The sequence below is a fragment of the Brevundimonas sp. PAMC22021 genome (genome assembly GCF_019443405.1).
Lineage (GTDB): Bacteria > Pseudomonadota > Alphaproteobacteria > Caulobacterales > Caulobacteraceae > Brevundimonas.
In genome coordinates this window covers 2,570,165-2,592,968 of the sequence record NZ_CP080376.1, presented here as the reverse complement: position 1 = coordinate 2,592,968, position 22,804 = coordinate 2,570,165, and the positions used below count along the sequence as shown (strand labels likewise).

Annotated in this window: 20 protein-coding genes and 1 tRNA gene; 15 read left to right on the top strand and 6 right to left on the bottom strand. The window is 68.5% G+C overall.

Annotation, left to right across the window (positions count from 1 at the left end; genetic code table 11):
* Positions 1-127: 127 nt before the first annotated feature.
* A complete protein-coding gene (gene hslU, locus KY493_RS12805) occupies positions 128-1,426 on the bottom strand; it encodes an ATP-dependent protease ATPase subunit HslU (protein WP_219896710.1) in 1,299 nt (432 codons plus the stop codon).
* Between the two features lie 216 nt (positions 1,427-1,642).
* Positions 1,643-2,197: an inorganic diphosphatase gene (ppa, locus tag KY493_RS12800; protein WP_219896709.1), complete on the bottom strand. Its 555-nt coding sequence runs from the start codon at positions 2,195-2,197 to the stop codon at positions 1,643-1,645.
* Positions 2,198-2,332: 135 nt separating this feature from the next.
* Between ppa and KY493_RS12795 the strand changes: the two genes are divergently transcribed.
* Positions 2,333-3,007, top strand: a complete 675-nt coding sequence (locus KY493_RS12795) for a DUF599 domain-containing protein (RefSeq protein WP_219896708.1) — start codon at positions 2,333-2,335, stop codon at positions 3,005-3,007.
* A gap of 235 nt (positions 3,008-3,242) precedes the next feature.
* Here KY493_RS12795 and KY493_RS12790 read toward each other — a convergent pair whose 3' ends face one another.
* Complete coding sequence (locus tag KY493_RS12790) at positions 3,243-4,061, bottom strand: N-formylglutamate amidohydrolase (RefSeq protein ID WP_219896707.1); 819 nt, start codon at positions 4,059-4,061, stop codon at positions 3,243-3,245.
* Between the two features lie 116 nt (positions 4,062-4,177).
* On the opposite strand from KY493_RS12790, the gene cpdR reads away from it, so the two are divergent.
* Both cpdR and KY493_RS12780 read left to right on the top strand, forming a co-directional pair.
* The gene (cpdR, locus tag KY493_RS12785; RefSeq protein WP_219896706.1) at positions 4,178-4,534 is read left to right on the top strand and encodes a cell cycle two-component system response regulator CpdR; all 357 of its coding nucleotides are present in this window, start codon (positions 4,178-4,180) and stop codon (positions 4,532-4,534) included.
* Positions 4,535-4,629: 95 nt separating this feature from the next.
* Positions 4,630-4,704: transfer RNA gene (locus tag KY493_RS12780), tRNA-Val, on the top strand.
* 70 nt (positions 4,705-4,774) lie between these two features.
* Here the strand turns inward: KY493_RS12780 and KY493_RS12775 are convergent.
* A complete protein-coding gene (locus KY493_RS12775) occupies positions 4,775-5,578 on the bottom strand; it encodes a phytanoyl-CoA dioxygenase family protein (RefSeq protein WP_219896705.1) in 804 nt (267 codons plus the stop codon).
* A gap of 214 nt (positions 5,579-5,792) precedes the next feature.
* Between KY493_RS12775 and KY493_RS12770 the strand changes: the two genes are divergently transcribed.
* Both KY493_RS12770 and KY493_RS12765 read left to right on the top strand, forming a co-directional pair.
* A complete protein-coding gene (locus KY493_RS12770; protein ID WP_219896704.1) occupies positions 5,793-6,218 on the top strand; it encodes a TadE/TadG family type IV pilus assembly protein in 426 nt (141 codons plus the stop codon).
* Complete coding sequence (locus KY493_RS12765; protein ID WP_219896703.1) at positions 6,219-7,886, top strand: TadG family pilus assembly protein; 1,668 nt, start codon at positions 6,219-6,221, stop codon at positions 7,884-7,886.
* 13 nt (positions 7,887-7,899) lie between these two features.
* Here the strand turns inward: KY493_RS12765 and KY493_RS12760 are convergent, their stop codons facing one another.
* Positions 7,900-9,255, bottom strand: coding sequence for a M23 family metallopeptidase (locus KY493_RS12760; protein WP_219896702.1), 1,356 nt, complete (start codon positions 9,253-9,255; stop codon positions 7,900-7,902).
* Positions 9,256-9,584: 329 nt separating this feature from the next.
* On the opposite strand from KY493_RS12760, the gene KY493_RS12755 reads away from it, so the two are divergent.
* From KY493_RS12755 to KY493_RS12740, 4 genes are all read left to right on the top strand, one after another.
* A complete protein-coding gene (locus KY493_RS12755; RefSeq protein ID WP_255567896.1) occupies positions 9,585-12,755 on the top strand; it encodes a YdbH domain-containing protein in 3,171 nt (1,056 codons plus the stop codon).
* 85 nt (positions 12,756-12,840) lie between these two features.
* A complete protein-coding gene (locus tag KY493_RS12750) occupies positions 12,841-13,032 on the top strand; it encodes a YnbE family lipoprotein (RefSeq protein WP_219896701.1) in 192 nt (63 codons plus the stop codon).
* Between the two features lie 29 nt (positions 13,033-13,061).
* Entirely contained in the window at positions 13,062-13,421 is a 360-nt protein-coding gene (locus KY493_RS12745; RefSeq protein WP_219896700.1) for a YdbL family protein, read from the top strand.
* 18 nt (positions 13,422-13,439) lie between these two features.
* Positions 13,440-13,721 carry a hypothetical protein gene (locus KY493_RS12740; protein ID WP_219896699.1) on the top strand — a complete coding sequence of 94 codons (282 nt, stop codon included), beginning with the start codon at positions 13,440-13,442 and terminating at the stop codon, positions 13,719-13,721.
* On the opposite strand, the gene KY493_RS12735 is transcribed toward KY493_RS12740, so the two are convergent.
* The gene (locus KY493_RS12735; protein ID WP_219896698.1) at positions 13,718-14,842 is read right to left on the bottom strand and encodes a DNA cytosine methyltransferase; all 1,125 of its coding nucleotides are present in this window, start codon (positions 14,840-14,842) and stop codon (positions 13,718-13,720) included. The two genes, KY493_RS12740 and KY493_RS12735, sit on opposite strands and share 4 nt — an antisense overlap.
* 52 nt (positions 14,843-14,894) lie before the next feature.
* Here KY493_RS12735 and KY493_RS12730 point away from each other — a divergent pair, with 52 nt between their 5' ends.
* The 6 genes from KY493_RS12730 (at position 14,895) to KY493_RS12705 (ending at position 22,804) form a co-directional block, all read left to right on the top strand.
* Positions 14,895-15,335: a COG3650 family protein gene (locus tag KY493_RS12730; protein WP_255567895.1), complete on the top strand. Its 441-nt coding sequence runs from the start codon at positions 14,895-14,897 to the stop codon at positions 15,333-15,335.
* A 28-nt stretch (positions 15,336-15,363) separates the two neighbouring features.
* Entirely contained in the window at positions 15,364-16,842 is a 1,479-nt protein-coding gene (locus KY493_RS12725) for a spinster family MFS transporter (protein WP_370627383.1), read from the top strand.
* Between the two features lie 91 nt (positions 16,843-16,933).
* Positions 16,934-18,124, top strand: coding sequence for an ADP-forming succinate--CoA ligase subunit beta (gene sucC / locus KY493_RS12720; RefSeq protein WP_219896696.1), 1,191 nt, complete (start codon positions 16,934-16,936; stop codon positions 18,122-18,124).
* On the top strand, positions 18,124-18,660 hold the full coding sequence (locus KY493_RS12715) for a hypothetical protein (RefSeq protein WP_219896695.1): 537 nt from the start codon (positions 18,124-18,126) through the stop codon (positions 18,658-18,660). The genes sucC and KY493_RS12715 overlap by 1 nt, the downstream gene beginning before the upstream one ends.
* A gap of 35 nt (positions 18,661-18,695) precedes the next feature.
* Positions 18,696-19,598 carry a succinate--CoA ligase subunit alpha gene (sucD, locus tag KY493_RS12710; RefSeq protein ID WP_219896694.1) on the top strand — a complete coding sequence of 301 codons (903 nt, stop codon included), beginning with the start codon at positions 18,696-18,698 and terminating at the stop codon, positions 19,596-19,598.
* 188 nt (positions 19,599-19,786) lie between these two features.
* Positions 19,787-22,804, top strand: a complete 3,018-nt coding sequence (locus KY493_RS12705) for a 2-oxoglutarate dehydrogenase E1 component (RefSeq protein ID WP_219896693.1) — start codon at positions 19,787-19,789, stop codon at positions 22,802-22,804.

Genomic DNA, 22,804 nt, shown 5'->3' with positions numbered 1-22,804 from the left:
GCCCTTGTGGCGAGGATCCAGACTCCCGGTGCGGCCGAGCGCCCGGGCCGGTTCATGCCGGAGGCCGGAGTCTCTGATCCTAGGCACAAGGCCTAAGGATGACGGAGAGCGAGAGGCGAGAGCGACCTTAGAGGATGAATCTCGAGAGGTCGGCGTTTCTGGCGAGGTTGCCGACCTTTTCGCGCACCGCGTCGCCGTCGAAGGCGATCGTCTGGCCAGACAGGTCGGAGGCGCGAAAGCTGGTTTCCTCCAGCACCCGCTCCAGCACGGTCTGCAGCCGGCGTGCGCCGATGTTCTCGACCGCGGAGTTGGCCGCCACCGCTGCGTCCGCCAGCGCCTCCACCGCATCGTCGGTAAAGGTCAGGGTCACCTCTTCGGTGGCCAGCAGCGCCTGGTTCTGGCGGATCAGATTGGCCTCGGGCTCGGTCAGGATGCGCTTGAAGTCGTCGCGTGTCAGGGCCTTCAGCTCCACCCGGATCGGCAGCCGGCCCTGAAGCTCGGGCAGCAGGTCCGAGGGCTTGGCGACGTGGAACGCGCCCGAGGCGATGAACAGCACGTGGTCGGTCTTTACCGGCCCGTATTTGGTCGAGACGGTGGTGCCCTCGATCAGCGGCAGCAGGTCGCGCTGAACGCCCTCGCGGCTGACGTCCGCACCGCCGCGGTCCTGACGGCCGGCCACCTTGTCGATCTCGTCCAGGAAGACGATGCCCTCGTTCTCGGCCAGCAGCAGGGCTTCCTTGGTCAGGCTGTCCTGATCCAGAAGCTTGTCGCCTTCCTCGGTGGTCAGGGGACCGGTCGCGTCGCGCACGGTCAGGCGAACCGTCTTGGTGCGCCCGCCACCCATCTTGCCCAGCATCTCCGACAGGTTCAGCAGGCCGACCTGACCGCCGGGGATGTCCAGCCCCTGGATCGGCGAGGCGGTGTCGGAAAGCGCGACCTCGATTTCCTTGTCGTCCAGTTCGCCGGCGCGCAGGCGCGTCCGAAAGGCGTCGCGCGTGGCCTGACCGGCGCCCGGTCCGACCAGGGCGTCGAGGATGCGGTTCTCTGCGGCGGCCTCGGCCCGAGCGCGCACCTCGACCCGACGCTTGTCGCGCACCATGACAAGGGCGCTTTCGACCAGGTCGCGCATGATCTGGTCCACGTCGCGGCCGACATAGCCGACCTCGGTGAACTTGGTGGCCTCGACCTTGAGGAAGGGCGAGCCGGCCAGCCGCGCCAGCCGCCGGGCGATCTCGGTCTTGCCGACGCCCGTGGGTCCGATCATCAGGATGTTCTTGGGCGTGACCTCGTCGCGCAGGTCCTCCGGCACGCGCTTCCTGCGCCAGCGGTTCCTCAGCGCCACGGCCACGGCGCGCTTGGCGTCGTCCTGGCCGACAATGAAGCGATCGAGCTCGGAGACGATCTCGCGGGGGGAAAGGTCTGTCATGCCCCGCACATAGGAGCAGCGCGGACGAAGCGGGAGAGGATGCGACGTCTGTTCTCCCTCCCCGACCGGGGAGGGAGGTCAAGCCGCAGGCGAGACCGGGTAGGAGGGGCCAGACGACACAGATTCAGGCCTGTGGGCTATCGCCTCGCCGCCCCCACCCGGCCGCTTCGCGGCCACCCTCCCCGACCGGGGAGGGAGAGTGGCTTCTGTTGCGGTTCAAAGCGTCTTTTCGCCCTTGGCCTTGGCTTCCTCGTGGGCCTTCATGCCGATCTCGATCAGCTCGGCGGCCTTGTCGGCCTCGGCCCATTTGTCGACGCGGACCATCTTGCCCTTTTCCAGGTCCTTGTAGCGTGTGAAGAAGTGCTCGATCTGCTCGATCAGGATCTTGGGCAGCTGGGTATAGCTCTGGATATCCGAATAGTAGGGGTTCAGCTTGTCGACCGGCACGGCCAGGATCTTCTCGTCGCGGCCGGCCTCGTCTTCCATCAGCAGCACGCCGATCGGACGCGCGCGGATCACTGCGCCCGGCACCACCGGCGTCGGGTTGATCACGATCACGTCGCACGGGTCGCCGTCGTCCGCCAGGGTATGCGGGATGAAGCCGTAATTGCCCGGATAGTACATGGCCGTGTTCAGGAACCGGTCCACGAACAGGGCGCCCGAGGCCTTGTCCATCTCGTACTTGACCGGCAGGCCGCCGGCCGGAATTTCGATCACGACATGGATGTCGTAGGGAGGCTTGGGGCCGACCGAAATGGCGTCGATGTTCATGGCGGTGTCTGCCTGGCTGTATGTCTTGAGCGGAAAAGCGGCTGGCGTGATAGGACGCCGTAAGCCGGCGGGCAAGCAGCAGGGCTTTGCACAGGCCCTTGCGGGGGCGGCCCGGCGCACGGCAGGAATGACGCCATGACCTTTCTGGACGGGGCCGCCCTGGCCCTCTTCTTTCTGTGCTGGCTCGGCTACGGCCCGCTGCTTGGCTTGATCGGCCGCAAGGGCGGGTCGCTGAACGACGACATGCTGCATGTGCGCCGCGTCTGGATGCAGACCATGGGGCGCCGCGAGATGCGTCTGGTGGACAGCCAGCTGATGGGCCATTCCATCAACTCGGCCTCGTTTTTCGCCTCCACCAACCTGCTGCTGATCGCCGCCGTCGCCGGCATTCTGTTTGGAGGCGAAAGCCGGCTGCAGGGCTTCGCCGCCGTCGGGGCCGAGGACGTGCCGCTGCGCCTTCTGGAGGGCAAGCTGGCCCTGGTGCTGATCTGCCTGGCGCGCGGGTTCCTGGATTTCATCTGGGCGCTGCGTCAGCTGAACTACACCCTGGCCCTGATCGGCGCGGCGCCCGAGGACGACCGGGAAAACATCGCCTTCGGCGAAGCGGCCGCCAATCTCATCAATCCGGCGCTGGCGTCGTTCAGCCAGGGCGTGCGCGGCTATTATTTCGCCCTGGCGGCGGCGGCCTGGCTGTTCGGACCCCTGTGGCTGGGGGCGGGCGTGTTCTCCGCATTTGCGCTTCTGCTGTGGCGCCAGGAAGCCTCGCCCGCCGCCCGCGCCATTCGCGCGGCGCGCCGCCTGCTGGAGTAGACGAGTTTTTCGCTGTGAACGGTCACACCATCAGAAAGACGCACATTCCGTGCGTCGTCTCGTCGCACCGTGTAACTTACCGTGAATAACTTACCAGCGGTCAGCCTTGACGCATCGGGCCTGCGTCCCTAGATTGTTCCTCGACGCCTTCGGGCGTCTTGCCCTTCCTGGGCGTTTCCTCCCTATAGACTTTACATAGCCGCGCCGGTCTGGCGCGGCTTTTTTTTCCTGCGGCTCAGCGGTAGGATCCGCAGAGCTCCGCGATGATCCGCGACAAGGCGTTTGCAAGCGCGCCATAGCCGGGCGACGCCTCCAGAGTGTCCTCGTTTAGGTAGAGCCGACGGTTGATCTCGATCTGCACCGCCTCGAACCCCTCGTCGGGGCGTCCCCATTTCTGGGTCGAGTAACCGCCTGCATAGGGGTGGTTCAGCGACACCCGCCAGCCCTGCGCCTCCATCAGCTTACGCAGATGTTGGCTGAGCGCCGATCCGCAGGCGGCGCCGTGCCGCGTGCCCAGCACCACGTCCATGTCGCCGGCGCGACTGGGCATGGAATGCCAGTCGATCAGGACCGCTCGACCATGTCGCGTCTTCGCCTGCTGCATCAGGTCGGCGATGGCGGCGTGATAGGGCCGGTGCACGCCGTCCAGCCGCACCTGCGCCTCCTCCCGCGTCAGCCGTCGTCGATGCAGGGCCAGACCGTCGCCGCTCAGCCGGGGAATGACGCCATAGCCGGCGCGCACACGTGGGGACACGGGCTCCGCCCGCGCACCCTCCACCGCCAAGGGATCGAGCTCGTCCGGATCGCGGTTCAGGTCCACAAAGGACCGGCCGACGCCGGCGGCGATCAGCACCGCGCCGTGGGTCGGACCCGCGTCGATCAGCCGGTGCATCATCGCATCCTCCGCGCTTCGCAGGCTCGACACAGGCACATCGGCCGCGGCCGGACAGGGCGGATAGACGTCGCCCGAATGTGGAGATGCGAACACCAGCGGGATCGAGGCCGCGCCGGGCGGCGGGCGGCTGATGCGAAAAACCTCTCCAAGGGGGCTCATGCCTGTCGCCATAGGCTGTTTCTCCACCGCCGGCATAGCGGGGCGGCCGGGTTTTCACGCGCGGTTTACCGTTCCGCCGCTAGCGTCCGCGCCTGTTTTCGACGAGGACTTCGGTCATGGCGCGTATCCTTCTTGCGGAAGACGACGGTTCCCTGCGCGGCTTCCTGACGCGCGCCCTGGAGCGCGCCGGCCACCAGGTCATCGATTGCGAGAACGGCGACGACGCCATCGACGCGCTGGAGCACGGGCCCTACGACCTGTTGCTGACCGACATCGTCATGCCGGGCGCCGACGGCATCGAGGTCGCCCGCGTGGCCGCCGCCCGCCAGCCGGGCCTGCGCATCATGTTCATCACCGGCTTCGCCGCCGTGGCCCTGACCGCCGCCCAGGCCTCGCCCCAGGCCAAGGTTCTGTCCAAGCCCGTGCACCTGCGCGACTTGGTCAATGAAGTCGAGCGCATGGTCGCCGCCTGACTGCGCCACGCTTTTTGCCCCTTGCGGTTCGGGAACCCCCTGGGTTATAGACCGCGCCTTCCCGCCCCGGACCCCGCGTCCAGGGCCGCCACGGCGGACGCGTAGCTCAGCGGGAGAGCACTACGTTGACATCGTAGGGGTCACAGGTTCAATCCCTGTCGCGTCCACCATTCTTCTGTGACTTGGCGATGAGGGCGCGCGGCGGTGGCGATCCGGTGCGAGCGAGCCTGGTGAAGGGGCTCAAGCCTCGTCGCCGATCGCCTTGAGGATGGCGCGTTCGACGGGCGAATAGTCGCCGTCCGTACGATCGAGGCGGTTCGGCTCCTGCTGAAACAAGGGCGGTTGAGCCATGAAGCGGGGCGCCGCGCCTCGGTTGATCTGCGCGGCATGAACCAGGAACGGATGACAGAGATAGACGTCGCCGGCGTTTCCGGTGGCGAGCGTTTCCGGACACCCGTCGCTCAGGCTCACGTCGATCTGCGCGGCGCCGTCATCGCCCAGCGGCGCGAGATATCGGGCGATCGGACGATGTGAACCGACGCGAATGCGGGTGGGCGCATCGGTTTCGCCCACGTCGGAAAACAGAAACAGCATAAGCAGCGCCCGGCCGTCCGACTGGATGTTGACCCGCCACTTGGAAAAGTCGGCCTGATCCTCCGGATTGTCGTCCAATGGCGGCAGGCTGGCGTCGATGTGCCAGCCGGTGTCGCCGGTGTCCTCGGTTGACGGAAAGCGAACCGGAAAGGTTCCGATGCTGGTGCGAGGACGCCAGCGGCCCTGTCCAACAAGGCTGTCAAAGGCGCGGTGCAGCACCGGCGTGTTGGCGGCCTCTACAAAGGGCGGCTGGGCGTAGTCCCAGAGCCAGACGACCGGCTGGGTCCACGTCGTTGGATCGTCCGCACTGCAGTCCAGGTCCTGCCACAGGATCGCGCGGCATCGCTCCGCAAGCTCGGGGGAGAAGGCCGCCTGGATCTTCACAAAGCCGTCGCGGACAAAGGCGTCGATGTCCGAGGCTTCGAGCGTCCGTGCTTGATCAGGTCGCATGCCAGGCTCTGGGGACTGAGTGTCAAGCAACGAGAAGCCCGCAAAGGCGGTTGCGCTCCGGCCTATTCAACCTGCTCGCATCGCCCATTTTGCGGTGGTGCCGACTTTCGCTTTGATCACAGGCAGTCGATCTGATCTTTTGAATACGGATAAGGTCGGAAAACCATCGTTTAACGATCCTTTGGCATTGTCGTCAGCAGTGCAGGGGGGGCAGATGGCGCGTAGGGGATGGAGACCGTGGGCTCGGGACGAGGGCGGGGCTGCGGCGGTGGAGTTCGCGCTGGTCGGACCGCTGTTCGTGCTGCTGCTCGCAGGCGTGGTGGTCTATGGCGGCTGGCTGTGGCTGGCGCAGTCGGTGCAGTCGATCGCCTCGGAAGCGGCGAGAGCCGCTGTGGCGGGATTGGACCACGAAGAGCGCGAGAGCCTGGCGCGCACCGAGGTGGAACTGGGCCTGGCGCAGGCGTCGCGCGCGCTGGACGCCGATCACATGTCCACCCGGATCGTCAGCGACGACCAGCGCATCGAGGTGGTGCTGGTTTATGACGCGAGCGACCATCCGATCCTGCAGCTGATGGACCTGGTGCCTGGCCCGTCCAGGCGGATCGAGCGACGCGCGGTGGTGCGCGTGGGCGGCTACTGAGTGGCTCGGCCGATTGCGTCCTGGATAGGGTCGTGGCTGGGCGATCGGCGCGGCGGCGTCGGCCTGATGGGCGCGGCGGGGATGGCGCTGTTCAGCGTGCTCGCAGCCCTGTCGATCGATCTCGCTTTTCTGGAGATGGAGGGGCGGCGGCTGCAGTCCGCCGCGGACCTCGCGGCGATGGCGGCGGCGCGTGATCTGGACCGGGCGGCGGCGGCGGCCGAGGCCACGGCGCGGGACAACCTGTCCGGGAGCATGAGGGCGGCCTATGCGATCGAGACCCGCACCGGCGCCTATGACGCGGACCCGAAAACGGCGCCGCGCGATCGTTTTCGCGCCAAGGCCGAGGACCCGAACGCCGCGCGCGTGCGGGTGTCGGGTCCGGCGTCACTGCACTTCGGACGGGTGATCCTGGGGCGCGACAGCGTGCTCTTGACGCGCGAGGCGACGGCGGCGCGGCCGCACCAGGCGGCGGCGACCTTTTCCATCGGATCGCGCCTGGCGCGCCTGGATGGGGGCGTGGCCAACCAGCTGCTGAAGGCCCTGACCGGCGGCGAAGTGTCGCTTTCGGCACTCGACTACCGCGCCCTGGCGGAGGCGCGGGTCAGCCTGCTGGACACGATCGACGCGCTGGCGCTGGAGGCGGACCTGAAGGCCGGCGACTATGACGGTCTCGCCGACGCCGAGATCGAAGCCGGCGCGGCCTTGCGGCGGATCGCGGCGCTGGCGCCGCCGGGCGCCGCCTCGGCGTTGAACAAGATGGCCGCCGGCGCAGGTCGCAGCCGGCTAAGGGTCGGCGAACTGGTCGGCGTCGAGGCGGCCGCCCCGCGCGGGCTGAAAGGGGCGCTTGACGTCCAGGTCTCGGCGCTGGATCTGGCCATGGCCACCCTGGAAGTCGGCGGCGGCGAGCGACAGGCGGCGCTCGACCTGGCGGCGCCGACCGGTCTGGCGGACCTCGAGGTCATGCTGGCGATCGGCGAGCGCCCGAACAACAGCCCATGGCTCACGGTCACGGCTGAGGGCGAGCCGGTGATCCGCACGGCGCAGGCACGGCTTGCCGTCACGGCGAAGACCAGCCGCGCGCTGGCGCTCTTGGGACGGGTCGAGCTGCCGCTGGTGGTCGAGGTGGCGTCTTCAGAGGCCAGGCTGGCCGGCATCCGCTGCGCGCCGGACGCGGAGGTGCGTCTGGGCGTGCGGCCGGGCGTGGCGCGCGTCCTGATCGGCCGGGTCGACGGACGGACCTTGCGAGACTTCAAGACGCCCCTGCCGGCGCGGCCGACGGTGCTGATTTCGGTCCTCGGCGTGGCGACGATCAAGGGGCGAGCCGAGGTGGCGGCGGCGGACTCAGGGTTCCAGTCTGTGGCCTTTTCAGCCGCCGACATCGCCGAGCAGCGCATGCAAACGGTTCAGTCGCGCGCCTTCGCCAGCGGGGCGGTGACCAGCCTGCTGCAGCGGCTGGACCTGGAGGTGTCGGCGCTGGGGCTAGGGGTGAACGTCGGAGCGATCACGCAGGGCGTGGGCCTGCTGCTGACGCCGCTGGGGCCGGTTCTGGACGGGGTGCTGAACGGCGTGCTGGCGCCGCTGGGTCTGCACGTGGGAGAGGCCGACGTGACGGTGCACGGCGTGTCCTGCCCGCGCGGCGGCGCAGCGCCGCCGGTGCTGGTCGGCTAGCGGAGGACGGGTCTCAGCCGCGGGCGGCGCGCAGGCCGTCGGCCGAAGCCTGCTGCAACGCCGGGCGCTTCTGACCGCCGGCGGCGATGATGCGGTCGATGCGCGATTTCTCCGCGCGGAAGGCGGCGAGGTCGGCGCCGGACAGCTCGGAGCCTTCCTGCGTCTTCACGCCCGCCGGATTGATGCGCTGGCCGTTGCGCCACAGCTCATAATGCAGGTGCGGACCCGTGGAGGCGCCGGTGGAGCCTACATAGGCGACCACCTGGCCCTGGCTGACGCGCTGGCCGGCGCGGATGCCCGAGCCGTAGCGCGACAGGTGGCCGTAGCCGCTTTCCAGGCCGTTGGCGTGACGAATGCGCAGCCAGTTGCCGTAGCCGCCCCAGCGGCGGGCCTCGACCACCACGCCGTCGGCGGGCGCCACGATCGGCGTGCCGGTGCCGGCCGCGAAATCGATGCCCTGGTGCATCTTCTTGTAGCCGGAGATCGGATGGGTGCGGAAACCGAAGTTGGACGATACGCGGCGGAAGCTTTGCAGCGGCGTGCGCATCATGGCCGAGCGCAGGTTCTTGCCCTCGGCGTCGAAGAACTGGGCTTCCTTCGCGCCGGCCGGCTGAAAGCGGTAAAACGTGCGGCCGCGCAGCTCGGCGTAGAGCAGGTCGCCGGCGGCGACGACGCGGCCGGCCTCGGTGATCTCGCGGTCGAACACCAGGGTGAACTCGTCGGAGGCGCGGATGTCGCGCTGCATGTCGAACTTGGTGGCGAACAGTCGGCTGGCGGCCCGCACGATGCCGGACGTGGCGCCCAGCTCACGCGCGCTGGACGACAGCGAACGCTCCACGTCGCCCTTCAGCACAACCGTCTCGTGGGCGACCTTTTCCTCGAGCGAGCGCAGGCGCAGGGCGCCGTCAAAGCTGCGCGACACCGTCAGCTGGCTGGCGGGGCCCGTGCGCATGGTCAGGCCGATCAGGCGGGCGTCGCCGCGTCCGTCGCGCGGCTTGGCGATGGCGGTTTCGAACTTCAATCCGGCGCGCAGATCGGCGAGATCGAAGGCGCCGGCCACGGTGGCGGCGACAGCGCTGGCTTCCTCGGAGGTCACGCCGGTGCGGCGCACGGCGTCCTCGAAGCTTTCGCCGCGGCGGATCTGGACGGGAATGGCTTCGGGCGCGGTCAAGCCTTGCGGCGCGCCGGCGGCGGCGAAGGCCTGGGCCTCCAGGCTGTCCATCTGGGCGGCTGTGATGACCGGAACTTCTTCGGCCTTGGCGGGTTCATAGGCCCGTCCCGCCAGCAGGGCCACGGTGACCGCGGCGGCTGTGGTGAGCAGATGCGGCGCGAGACGCGTCGGCTGGCGGCGTGGGTCGAACTGAGCCATCGGTCCCCGTCGGTTTGCGACGCCGCGCGGCGCCCAATCGTTCACTATCAAGGACGCGCTCAACTCAGGCCCCGAGCGCGAGACGCGTCCTATATCGCGCCTGTCTCACTTTGGGAAGCAGATCGTTACAAAGGGTTAAGACGCGGCTCGTGTCTTAAGACATTCCCGTTCAGGAAACCGGCCGCGAAAGCGTCGCCCGCCCGAATGTCGCCGCGCTTTGCGGCAACGCTTTGCAAACCGTTAAGCCCTAGCGACAGAAGCATCTCTGCCGATCCAGCATCGATCATGGCGATGTCCAGGACCTGCTATCCGACCGCAAGAAAGGCCGCGTGTTGACCGAGACGCCGGCGCCCCCGCCCGCCCGACGCCCCCGCGCCCAGCGGGCGCTGATCCTTGTCGCCACGATCACGGCGGTCCTGCTGGTGCTGCTGGCGCTGGCCTATCTGAACCGCCGGATCGCCGCGCGCGAGGTGCTGGTCGGTTGGCTGGAACGGCAGGGCGTGCCCGCCGACGTCGAGGTCGAGCGGATCGAGCTGGACGGCTTCGTCGGGCGCATCCGGATCGGCGATCCCCGCGACCCCGACGTGGTGGTCGAGCGGGTCGAGGTGGACTACGCCGTCGGCGCGCCCTGGTCGCAGGCCGGCCTTGGGGTGACGCCCAGCCGCATCCGCCTGCTGAGGCCGGTGGTGCGGGCGAGCTGGCGGCAGGGCAAGCTGTCGCTCGGATCGCTGGACCCGCTGGTGCAGCGTTTCACCGGCCGACCGCCGCGCCCGGATGCGCGCGCGCCGCTGGTGATCATCGAACAGGGCCGTCTGAGGCTCGACAGCGAATATGGGCCGGTCGAGGCGCTGGGCGACGCGAGGCTGGAAGACGGCAAGCTGATGCGGCTGACGGCCCGCGTGCCGGAAGCGGCGCTGAAAAGCGGATCAATTGCCGCGCGCGGCCTGTCCGGAGATGTCGGCCTTTTGACGCGCGGCGACCGCATCGCCCTGAAACTGAACGCCTCGGTCACCGGCTTCACCACCGAGGGCGGTGAGGCTGAGGGCGCACGCCTGAACCTGAGCGGCGAGCTGCCCTATCCCGACCTGAACAGCCGCAAGGGCGACGGGCGCGCGGTGGTCGAGGCGGCGCTGGCGGCGGATGCGCTGTCCGGCGGCGGAACGCGCATGACCGACGCCGTGGTGCGGACCCATTTCGACGGCGCGACCAGCGGCTGGATCGAGGCTTTTCGGCTGGCGGGACGCACGGCCACGACGATGACGGCGGCGCGCATCGACGGGCCGGCGCTGCAAGGGCGCGGTCTGGACGTCCGCGTGGAGGGCGCAGCCGAACTCCGCCGCCCGTCCGACGGCGCTCTGCGCTGGAGCGTGCGCGGCCCCATGCGGCTGAGGTCGGCGCGTCTGTCCACGTCCGGCGTGGTGATGGACGGTCTCGATGCGCGATCCGGCGCGCTCGCGATCGGCGGGCGCGGCGCGGCGGTGGAGGCCACGGGTCGGGTCGATGCCGCGACGGACCGCTTCGTGTTCGGCGACCTGCGGCTTTCGCGGGCGCGCTCCGGCTTTGACCTCGATCTGGTGCAGGATGGAGGCTTGCGGCTGGCGATCGACGGCGGCCTGTCGGCCGGCGACGGTGCATGGCCTCTGTTCGGCCCGTCGGGTCCGAGGGATGGCGCGGACCTCATCGAGATGAAGCGCGCGCTGGGCCGTTTCACCCTCTCCGCGCCGCAGGTGTCGGTGCGGACGGATCGGGGCGGAACGCGGGTGCGTCTGCAGCAGCCGGCGACGGTGCGACCCGCCAATGGCGGCGTCCTGACGGTTCAGCCAGCGCGCACGCCAGCGTATGAGGCTCGGCCCGGCCGTTTGGGCGGCGGCGCCCTGACGCTGACCGCGACGCGCGGACGAGGGCTGCCGCAGATGCAGGCGGCCGTGCCGTCCTGGCGGCTGACGCCGACCGGCTTCGAGGCGCAGGTGGATGCGCGCGCCGGGCTGGATTTCGACATCGCACAGGGTCTCGTGGTCCAGACGCGGGGACGGCTGGCCAACGCCGGCGGTCGCCTGACCTATGCGCCGCAAGCCTGCTCGCCCTTTACCGTCGAGCGGCTGGAACTGGGCGAGAACGATGTCGCGGCCGTGGCGGGGGATTTGTGTCCGACGACGCAGCCATTGCTGGTTTCGCAGAATGGCCGCTGGCGCATGGCCGGCGCATTTCGGCAGGTACGAGGCGAGGCGCCGTTCCTGGGTATGCGTTTCGACGAGGCGGCGGGCGGAGTCACGGTCAATGGCGCGGCGGCCGGCCTTTCGGTCGACGCTGACGTGGCCTCGGTCCAGGTCGCCGACACGATGACGCCGCGCCGGTTCAATCCGCTGTCGGCGTCGGGTGAGGCGCGGCTGCGATCCGAGCGGTGGACCGGCGGCTTCGACCTGGCGTCGGGGCCGCACGCGATCGGACACCTGACCTTTCAACATGACGGGACGACGCGCACGGGCGGGCTGGAGATCAGCGCGCCTGAGCTGACCTTTGCCGAGAACGGACTGCAGCCGCAGACGCTGACCCCGCTGCTTGACGCCTTTGTCCAATCGCCGGTGACGGGCTCGGTTCGGTTCGACGGCCGGTTCGGCTGGACCGACACGCCGGAGGAGGGGACCAGCAGCGGGCGGCTCGTGATCCCGAATCTCGACTTCACCAGCCCCGCCGGGTCTGTGAAGGGGCTGCAGGGCGAGATCGACTTCGCCAGCCTCGCGCCCCTGGTCACCGCGCCCGACCAGCGGCTGCGTGTCGCCAGCCTGGATGCGGGAACCGACATCACCGACCTGGACCTGACGTTCGGGCTGGACGAGACGGCGATCACCGTGGCCGGCGCGCGGGTCGCGGCGGGCGGCGGCGTGATCTCGGTCGAGCCGCTGTCGATCCCCCTGGACCCGACACAGCCGTTCAACGGCGTCATCGTGCTGGAGCGCGTGCAACTGGGCGACGTGGTGTCCGACGCCGGGCTGGACGACAAGGTCCGGCTGGACGCGGTGGTGTCGGGTCGTCTGCCGTTTGTGTCCGATCCCAAGGCCGGCGTGCGCATCACCGGCGGGACGCTTCAGGCGGTGCAGCCGGGCCGGCTGTCGATCCAGCGCGAAGTGCTGAGCGATGTCAGCGCCGGCGGCGCAGGAGACGCGGCGCCGCCCGGCACGGTCGAGGACCTGGCCTATCAGGCGATGGAGAACCTGGCCTTCGACATGCTGACCGCCGAGGTCAACAGCTTGGACGGCGGGCGCGCCTCCGTCCTCTTCCACATCAAGGGACGCCACGATCCGCCGAAGCGGCAGGAGCTGCGGCTGACGCTGCGCGATCTGATCACCCGGGATTTCCTGAAGCGCCAGCTGCCGCTGCCGTCGGACACCGGCATCGACCTGACGCTCGATACGACGCTGAACATGAACCAGCTGGTGTCGGACATTCTGGCGCTGAACCGCGCCCGGGCAGGGCAGGCGAGCTCGGAGCCGGCGCCATGAACAGGGTAATCCTCCCCATTCAGGCGGCGTTCACCCACGGGCATGCTAAATGCCCCCAGTCGCATTCAAACGGAGCCCCGCCGCCATGACCCAGCGCCCGCTCGTTCTCGCCCTTCTCGGCGCCGGCCTTCTGACCGCGAGCCTTGGAGCCTGCGCGCCGACGATCAAGCTGGAAGTGGCCCCGATCCAGATTTACGCAAAACTCGACGCCGACGTGCGCGTTCGTCTGGATCGGGAGCTGCAGCAGCTGCTCCAGGACAATCCGAACCTGTTTTGACGCCGTCTTTTTTGAAAGGGCAGGCTGAAATGACCTTCCGCAAAACCTTTGTGATCGCCGCCTCCGTTCTCGCGCTGGGCGTGGCCGGCGCGGCCATCGCCCAGACGGGCGCCCAGAAGGCGCTGATCGACCAGGCCAAGAGCCAGGGCGTGGTGGGCGAGCAGGCCGACGGCTTTGTCGGCTTCCGCACGTCCAGCAGCGACCCCGCCCTGCGCGCGGCGGTGGACGCCACCAACGCCGGTCGCCGCCAGGCCTATGCTCGCAGCGCGGCGGACGCGGGCACCAGCGCCGACGTGGCCGGCGCCCGCATGTTCGAAAGCCAGCTGTTGCCCCGCATCTCTTCGGGCCAGTGGTATCGCAACGCCCAGGGCCAGTGGGTCCAGCGGTAACACCGGCGGGCTGAGGCCATGCCTGAACCTGGGCCAGGTCGGACGCGCCGCTTCCTGATCCGGCTGGCCCTGGCGACGGCGATCGGGGCCGGCGCGACCTGGGCGCTGGGCGCCTTCTGGGCCTTCATCGGCGGCGGCGCAATGTCGATCCATGGCTGGATCGCGCTGGGGCTCGGCGTCATCGGCACCCTGGGCCTGACCTGGGGCCTGATGAGCCTGGCCTTCCGCTCCGACCGCGAAGGCTGGGACGACGGCGTCGACAACACCTTCGATCCCGGCCGCCCCGAAGAAGACCGCTAGGCGGCGCGTGCGGCGGCGGTCAGCGCGGGCCGCAGCAATTCTTGGCTGAGGGTGCGCACCACCGGCACGGCGACTGCGTCTCCCGTCAGCTTCAGACCGGCCGACTCGCGCGCCGGCAACCGATAATCGTCCGGCAGACCCATCAACCGCGCCGCCTCCCGCGCGGTCAGATAGCGAATGCGCACGCGGCCCTGCTCGGCCGCCACCACATACTGCCGGGACGACCCGCCCGCGGGGGTGCGCAGGCACCCGGCCAGGCCGTCGAAGCGAAGCTCCAGCCGCTGATGCTTTCCATCGCCCTCGCGCCGAACCCGACGATAGGCCGCGCCGATCCGGCGCTCGCCGGACGCCGCGACAGCTTCCAGCTTCTGCCGGTGAAGCGGCGCCAGCAGCGACAGCAGGGCCTCGGCCCTTGGCGCGTCGAACCAGTCGCAGGCCGCATCCGGCGCGAGGACCGACGCCAGATCGAGGTTGCGCAGGGGCGGCGGCGTCAGCGACCACCAGCGCCAGCGCCGCCGCACCGCGTCGGGCAGGGCGGCCTGGGCGGCGATCAGGCGGGGCGAGTGGAAGGGCGTGCGCGGACCTGCCGTCGATGGTCCCTGCGCATCCTTCATGGCCACCACGAACAGCCGGGGTCGCGATTGCGGCAGCCACAGCGCCGCGTCGATCTCCAGCGCGCCGACGACGTAGCCCAGCTCGGTCATGGCCCAGCAGACGGCGGCGAAGTCCGCGCCTCCACCAGAGGACAGCAGGCCGACCACATTCTCCAGCACGATCAGCCGGGGCGCGCGTCCCTGCGCCTCCAGTCCCTGCATCAACCGCCAGAAGCCCCAGAAGGCGCCGGACCGCCGCGCCTCCAGCCCTCCGCGCGCGCCGGCCAGGCTGACGTCCTGGCACGGCGAGGAGGCCCAGCACAGGTCGGGCCGACCGGGCAGCTCCAAGGATCCAAGGTCCCAGACGTCGCCTTGATGGAAGGGAACCTGCGGATGATTGGCGCGGAAAGCCGCCGCCTTCATCGCATCCATGTCGTTGGCGAAGCCGATGTCGAAGTCGCCGGACAGCCCGATTCCGGCCAGGCCGCCGCCGGCGAAGAACTCATGGGCGACCGGTCGAATCGACATGTGTCCAGCTATAGCGCAGCATGTCCCTTCGCGCAGCGCAGGAGGAGCCGCCGTGTCCCGCATCACTATCGGCCTCGCCGCGGCGTTGGCCCTTGCCGCCTGTTCGGACAATGACGCGCCGTCGCGCAAGGCCGATGCGGCGGAGCCGGCGACGCTGGGCGGGGTCGATCTGACCCAGCCGGTGCGGGCGGTGGGGACCGAGCCCTTCTGGGGCGTCGCGATCGATGCGGATGCGGTGGTCTATTCCGATATCGAACAGGCCGAGCGCCGGGGCGCCAACGCCGGTCCGGTGGTGCAGGGCACGACCGCGACCTGGACCGTTAAGCCCTCGGAGGGCGAACCCTTCATCGTCATCCTGATGGCGACGGAATGTTCGGACGGCATGAGCGACCGGCTTTATCCTCTGACGGCGCTTGTGGAGCTGGGCGAGACGCGACTGAACGGCTGCGCCGCGTCCGCCGCCGCCTTGCTGCAGGGCGAGGCGGCGGGTTAGTCCGCCGCGCCGGAACGCCCCGATGTCGATGCAGGAAACTTCCTTGCCGCCGCGCTCGGCCTACCGCTTCTATGTGCTGGGCGTGCTGATCGTCGTCTATGCGCTGAACTTCATCGACCGGCAGATCATCGGCATCCTGGCCGCGCCGCTGAAGGCCGAGTTCGGCCTGTCGGACACCCAGTTCGGACTGTTGGGCGGCATCGCCTTCGCCAGCGTCTATTCGACCCTGGCCATCCCGCTGGCCTGGCTGGCGGACCGCACCAGCCGGGTCTGGATCATGACGGGGGCGCTGGCGGTCTGGTCGGGCTTCACCGCCCTGTGCGGCGCGGCGGGCGGTTTCGGCCAGCTGTTCCTGTGCCGCATGGGCGTGGGCGTGGGCGAGGCGGGCGGGGTGGCCCCGGCCTATTCCCTGATCGCTGACTATTTTCCGCCCGAGCAGCGGGCGCGCGCATTGGCGGGCTTCGCCTTCGGCATCCCGATCGGCATGGCCGGCGGCACGCTGGTCGGCGGATTGCTGGCGGCGACCTGGGGCTGGCGCACAGCCTTTGTGGTGGTCGGCCTGCTCGGCCTGGTCGTGGCGCCCCTGCTGCTGTTCACGGTGCGCGAGCCTCGACGGGCGCGACGCGAGGCGGCCGAGACGTCGCTGCCGCAGGGAGATGCGCCGGCGTCAGACCGCCTCGGGCGGCGGGCGGCGACGGTCATGCTCGGGCTGGGAGCCTTGTTGCTGATGGGGGCGGGTGTCGCCGCGGCCGTCGGCGCCGGCTGGACGGCCCTCGCTTTCGGCGGCGGGTTGCTGCTGGTGATCGGCCTGTCACTGGCGGTGGCGAAGCAGGCCGCGTCGGTGGTGATCCCAAAGCCCAGCTTCTGGCTCCTGGCGCTGGGCGCGGCGTCGTCGTCGGTGTGCGGCTATGGCGTGGCGGGTTGGTTGCCGCTGTTCTTCATGCGCTCCTTTGATCTGACCCTGGCCCAGACCAGCTGGTACTATTCCGGCATCGCCCTGATCGGAGGTCTGGCCGGCATCTGGGGCGGCGGCGTGGTGGCCGATCGGCTGGCGCAAAAGAGCAAGGGCGCCTACCCGCTGACGCCCGCCATCGCCTTTTTGATCTCGGCGCCCTGTTTCGTCCTGGCGATGAACTCGCATTGGCTGATCGGCCAGCTGCTGCCAGGCGGCGGATCGCAGGGGCAAGCGCTGGTTTTGGCCTTTCTGATCTTCCTGATCCCGACGGGGCTGAACCTCACGTGGCTTGGGCCGCTGACGGCGGCGGTTCAGTCGCTGGTTCCGGCGCCGATGCGCTCCACGGCGTCCGCCCTGTTTTTGCTGATCAACAACCTGCTGGGACTGGCGGTGGGCTTTTCCTACTTCGGCTGGATGAGCGACCTCCTGGCGCCGCGGTTCGGCGAGGAAAGCCTGCGCTGGGCCATCTACAGCGGCTTGGGCTTCTACATCCTGGCGTCCGTCCTGCTGATCGGCGCCTCGCGCACGCTGAAGCGCGACTGGGTCGACTGAGGCCGATCCGCCAGACGGTTGCGCCCGTAAAGAACGGGGGCCTATAAGCCCCGCAACCTTCTCCCAGCAGCGATTGCGGCGGTTCCTCCCCATGAACATCCACGAATATCAGGCCAAGCAGGTCCTCAAGGGCTTCGGCGCTCCGGTTGCCTCGGGCGTCGCCATCACTTCGGCGGACGAGGCGGAAGCCGCCGCCCGCCAGCTGCCCGGCCCGCTCTATGTGGTGAAGTCGCAGATCCACGCCGGCGGCCGCGGCAAGGGCAAGTTCAAGGAACTGGGCGCCGAGGCCAAGGGCGGCGTGCGCCTGGCCAAGTCGATCGAAGAGGTCGTCGCCCACGCCACCGACATGCTGGGCAACACCCTGGTCACCGCCCAGACGGGCGACGCCGGCAAGCAGGTGAACCGCCTCTACATCGAGGACGGCGCCGACATCGAGCGCGAGCTGTACTGCTCTCTGCTGGTTGATCGCTCGACCGGCCGCGTGTCGTTCGTTGTCTCGACCGAAGGCGGCATGGACATCGAGGCCGTGGCCCACGACACGCCCGAAAAGATCATCACCGTCGCCATCGACCCGGAAGCGGGCGTGACCGGGGCCGACGTCAAGGCCATCTCCGACGCCTACGGCCTGTCGGACGCCGCGGCCGAGGACGCCAAGTCTCTGTTCCCCGCGCTCTACAAGGCGTTTGTCGAGAAGGACATGGCGCTGCTGGAGGTGAACCCGCTGATCGTCATGACCGACGGCCGTCTGCGCGTGCTGGACGCCAAGGTCTCGTTCGACGGCAACGCACTGTTCCGTCACGACGACATGAAGGCGCTGCGCGACGAGACCGAAGAGGACGCCAAGGAGATCGAGGCTTCCAAGTGGGACCTCGCCTATGTGGCGCTGGACGGCAACATCGGCTGCATGGTGAACGGCGCAGGCCTGGCCATGGCGACGATGGACATCATCAAGCTGTACGGCAAGGAGCCGGCCAATTTCTGCGACGTCGGCGGCGGCGCCTCCAAGGAAAAGGTCGCGGCGGCCTTCAAGATCATCACCGCCGATCCCAAGGTGCAGGGCATCCTGGTCAACATCTTTGGCGGCATCATGAAGTGCGACGTGATCGCCGAGGGCGTGGTCGCGGCGGTCAAGGAAGTGGGCCTGACCGTGCCGCTGGTGGTGCGCCTGGAAGGCACCAACGTCGAAAAGGGCAAGACGATCCTGAACCAGTCCGGCCTCGCCATCACGGCCGCCGACGACCTGGACGACGCCGCCCAGAAGATCGTCGCGGCGGTCGGCTGATGCTGGGTTTGGCCGTTCTGCTGTCCCTGAATCTTCAGGCGGCTGATCTCGGCTCACCTTCAGCCGTGGCGGTCTTCGCCGACACATGTGGGACCGTCGCCGGTGATCGGAAGGCCATTCAGAAGCTCGCAGCAGAGCGCGACTGGGCCGAGGTTCCCTACCCGCAAACGGAGGGACACGACGGCTTCTTGTGGGCGGATGCCTATCAGGCCGGGCCCATAACGGTCTTTACGGGTGCCTATCCCGCGGGTCAGGTCGACCCCTCTCGCGCAGTAAGCGTCGTGTACCCGGCAGGCACCGTCTGCGGTGTCCTCAGTGATCGATGGGAAGAGTGGCGGGAGCCTCTACGCGCCATCGCAGAGGATCGGCTCGGGATGGTTCGCATGCGGCCCGCCGTGCGGCGCAACCCGGATGGCGATTTCCAGACAGCTGCCTGGCAGGCGGACGACGGCTACATAGACGCGCAATTTCGGCGCGCTCAAAGTTCCATGCGGATCGCCAGGGTTCGCAACGACACCACTCTGGCGGCCCATTAGCGCCGCCCTCAGCACAGTTCTAAGGCGACACAAACATGTCCATTCTGGTCAACAAGAACACCAAGATCCTGGTTCAGGGGCTGACCGGCAAGACCGGCAGCTTCCACACCGAACAGGCGCTGGCCTACCACGGCACGCAGATGGTCGGCGGCATTCATCCCAAGAAGGGCGGCGAGACCTGGACGGGCGCGAACGGCGAGAACCTGCCGATCTTCGCCACCGTCGCCGAAGGCAAGGAAGCGACCGGCGCCGACGCCTCGGTCATTTATGTCCCGCCGGCGGGCGCCGCCGACGCCATCATCGAGGCGATCGACGCCGAGATCCCCTTCATCACCTGCATCACCGAGGGCATTCCGGTGCTGGACATGGTGCGGGTCAAGGCGCGGCTGGACCGCTCCAACTCGCGTCTGCTCGGCCCCAACTGCCCGGGCATCATGACGCCGGACGAGTGCAAGATCGGCATCATGCCGGGCTCGATCTTCAAGAAGGGCAACGTCGGCATCGTCTCGCGCTCGGGCACCCTGACCTATGAGGCGGTGTTCCAGACCACCAACGAGGGCCTGGGCCAGACCACGGCGGTCGGCATCGGCGGCGACCCGGTCAAGGGCACCGAGTTCATCGACGTGCTGGAGATGTTCCTGGCCGACGACGAGACCCAGTCGATCATCATGATCGGCGAGATCGGCGGCTCGGCCGAGGAAGACGCGGCCCAGTTCCTGATCGACGAAGCCAAGAAGGGCCGCAAGAAGCCGATGGCCGGCTTTATCGCGGGCCGCACGGCGCCCAAGGGCCGCACCATGGGCCACGCCGGCGCCGTCGTCTCCGGCGGCAAGGGCGACGCGGAATCCAAGATCGCGGCGATGGAAGCGGCCGGCATCACCGTGTCGCCGTCGCCGGCGCGTCTGGGCAAGACGCTGGTGGACGTGCTGAAGGGCTGATTTCGCCTCTTCCGCCAAGGATGAACGCCCTCGGTTCGCGCCGGGGGCGTTTTTCTTTGTCCATCCGACCAATTTCTCGCCTGAGCGCCCCCTTTCGGTCATGACCCGTCAGGAAACCGGGCCTATATGACGGGCGCGCCTTCACGCGGTTGTGTGCGCGAGGGCTTCAGAGACGGACACGAAGCATAATGGCGGACGATGCGGGTCGGCTGAACCAGGTCTTTGCCGAGACCTCCTTTCTCTATGGCGCGAACGCCGCCTATATCGAGGAACTGCACGAGAAATGGGCCGGCGATCCGGCCTCGGTCTCGGGCGAATGGCGGGCCTTCTTTGACCAGCTTCGCGACAACGCCGCCTCGGTAAAGGCCAATGCGGAGGCGGGCGGCTGGGGCCGTTCGACCGCGACCGAGCCCACCGAGCAGACCGCCGTGTTTGACGGCCGCTGGCCGGCGCCCAAGCCTGATCCCAAGGCGGTCGCAAAGGCCGACAAGTCTGCGACGACGACGGTGCCGGCCGCGTCCGGCGTCACCGCCGAGGACGTGCGGGCGGCGGCCCACGACTCCATCCGCGCCCTGATGCTGATCCGCAGCTATCGCGTGCGCGGCCACCTGCAGGCCAATCTCGACCCGCTGGGCATCGAGCAGCCGATCGACAATCCGGAGCTGACGCCGGAATTCCACGGCTTCGGAGCAGGCGATCTGGACCGGCCGATCTTCCTGGACGGCGTGCTGGGGCTGCAGACAGGCACCATTCGTGAGGTGCTGGCGCTGCTGAAGCGCACCTACTGCGGCAATATCGGCGTGCAGTTCATGCATATCGCCGAGCCGGAAGAGAAGTCCTGGCTGCAGCAGCGTTTCGAGGGCTCGGACAAGTTCGAGCAGAACGGCTTCACCAAGGAAGGCAAGCTGGCCATCCTGAACAAGCTGATCGAGGCGGAAGGATTCGAGCGCTTCCTGCACAAGCGCTTCCCCGGCACCAAGCGGTTCGGCCTGGACGGCGGCGAGGCCATGGTCCCGGCGCTGGAGCAGGTGATCAAGCGCGGCGGCGCCTTGGGCGTCGATGAGGTCGTGTTCGGCATGGCCCACCGGGGCCGCCTGAACGTGCTGGCCGCCGTGATGGGCAAGCCTTATCGCGCCATCTTCCACGAGTTCCAGGGCGGCTCGACCGTGCCGAGCGATATCGAGGGTTCGGGCGACGTCAAATACCACATGGGCGCCTCGTCCAACCGCGAGTTCGACGGCGCCAAGGTCCACCTGTCGCTGACCGCCAACCCGTCGCACCTCGAGATCGTCAATCCGGTGGTGCTGGGCAAGGCGCGCGCCAAGCAGGCGTTCGACCTGCGCGACGCCGCTCGCGGCGAGGGCGATGCGCAACAGGCGCTGGACCGCGCCAAGGTCGCACCGATCCTGATCCACGGCGACGCCGCCTTCGCCGGTCAGGGCGTGGTGGCCGAGTGCTTCGCCCTGATGGGGCTGAAGGGCTATCGCACCGGCGGCACCCTGCACTTCGTCATCAACAACCAGATCGGCTTCACCACCAGCCCGCGCAACTCGCGCTCTTCGCCCTATCCGTCGGACGTGGCCCTGATGGTTCAGGCGCCGATCTTCCACGTCAACGGCGACGACCCGGAAGCGGTGGTGTTCGCCGCAAAGGTGGCGACCGAATATCGGCAGAAATTCCACAAGGACGTGGTGGTGGACATGTTCTGCTACCGCCGCTTCGGCCACAACGAAGGCGACGATCCGACCTTCACCCAACCGGTCATGTACGCCAAGATCCGCGCCCAGCCGTCGACGCGCGAGATCTATTCGCAGCGTCTGGTGGCCGAAGGCGTGATCAGCCAGGCCGAGGTGGACGCCGAGCTGTCGCGCTTCGAGACCTTCCTCGACGAGCAGTTCGAGGCCGGCAAGAGCTTCAAGGCCGAGCGCGCCGATTGGCTGGACGGCCAGTGGCAGGGCTTCCAAGCGCCCAAGGAAGAGCTGCGTGGCGACACCGCCGTGCCGCTGGACAAGCTCAACGACCTGGGCCACCGGCTGACCACCATCCCCAACAGCGTCGACATGCACAAGACGCTGAAGCGGGTCATCGACGGCCGGCGCGAGGCGATCACCAGCGGAGAGGGCCTGGACTGGTCCACCGCCGAGAGCCTGGCCTTCGCCAGCCTGGTGGACGAAGGCTTCCCCGTTCGCCTGTCGGGCCAAGATTCGGTGCGCGGCACCTTCTCGCAGCGGCACTCCGGCATCGTCGATCAGACCACGGAGGAACGCTACTTCCCGCTGAACAACCTGCGCGAGGGTCAGGCCGACTTCGAGGTGATCGACTCGGCCCTGTCGGAAGAGGCGGTGCTGGGCTTCGAATACGGCTACTCGCTGGCGGACCCCAACACCCTGGTGCTGTGGGAGGCGCAGTTCGGCGACTTCGTGAACGGCGCCCAGGTGGTGATCGACCAGTTCATCTCCTCGGGCGAACGCAAGTGGCTGCGGATGAGCGGCCTGACCATGCTGCTGCCCCACGGCTACGAAGGCCAGGGGCCGGAACACTCGTCGGCGCGTCTGGAGCGGTTCCTTCAGGCTTGCGCCGAGGACAACATGCAGGTCGCCAACTGCACCACGCCGGCCAACTACTTCCATATCCTGCGTCGCCAGATGCACCGGCCGTTCAGGAAGCCGCTGATCCTGATGACGCCCAAGTCGCTGCTGCGTCACAAGAAGGCGGTGTCGAGCCTCAAGGACCTGGCCGAGGGCTCGGCCTTCCACCGCGTGCTGCACGACGACGCCCAGACGCGTCCGGACGTCGCGGGCGTCAAGATCAAGGCCGACAAGGACATCCGCCGCGTCGTGCTGTGCTCGGGCAAGGTCTACTATGACCTGCTGGACGCGCGCGAAAAGAAGGCCAAGGACGGCCAGAAGGTCGACGACGTCTACATCCTGCGGCTTGAGCAGTTCTATCCGTGGCCGATCCAGTCGCTGCGCAAGGAACTGGCGCGCTTCCCCAAGGCCGAACTGGTGTGGTGCCAGGAAGAGCCCAAGAACATGGGCGGCTGGACGTTCGTCGATCCGTGGCTGGAGCTGACGCTGGACAAGCTGGACGTCGCCGCCAAGCGCGCGCGCTACGTCGGCCGTCCCGGCTCGGCCTCGACCGCCGCCGGCCTGATGAGCCGCCACCTGAAGGAACTGGAAGCCTTCACCACCGAAGCCTTCGCCTGA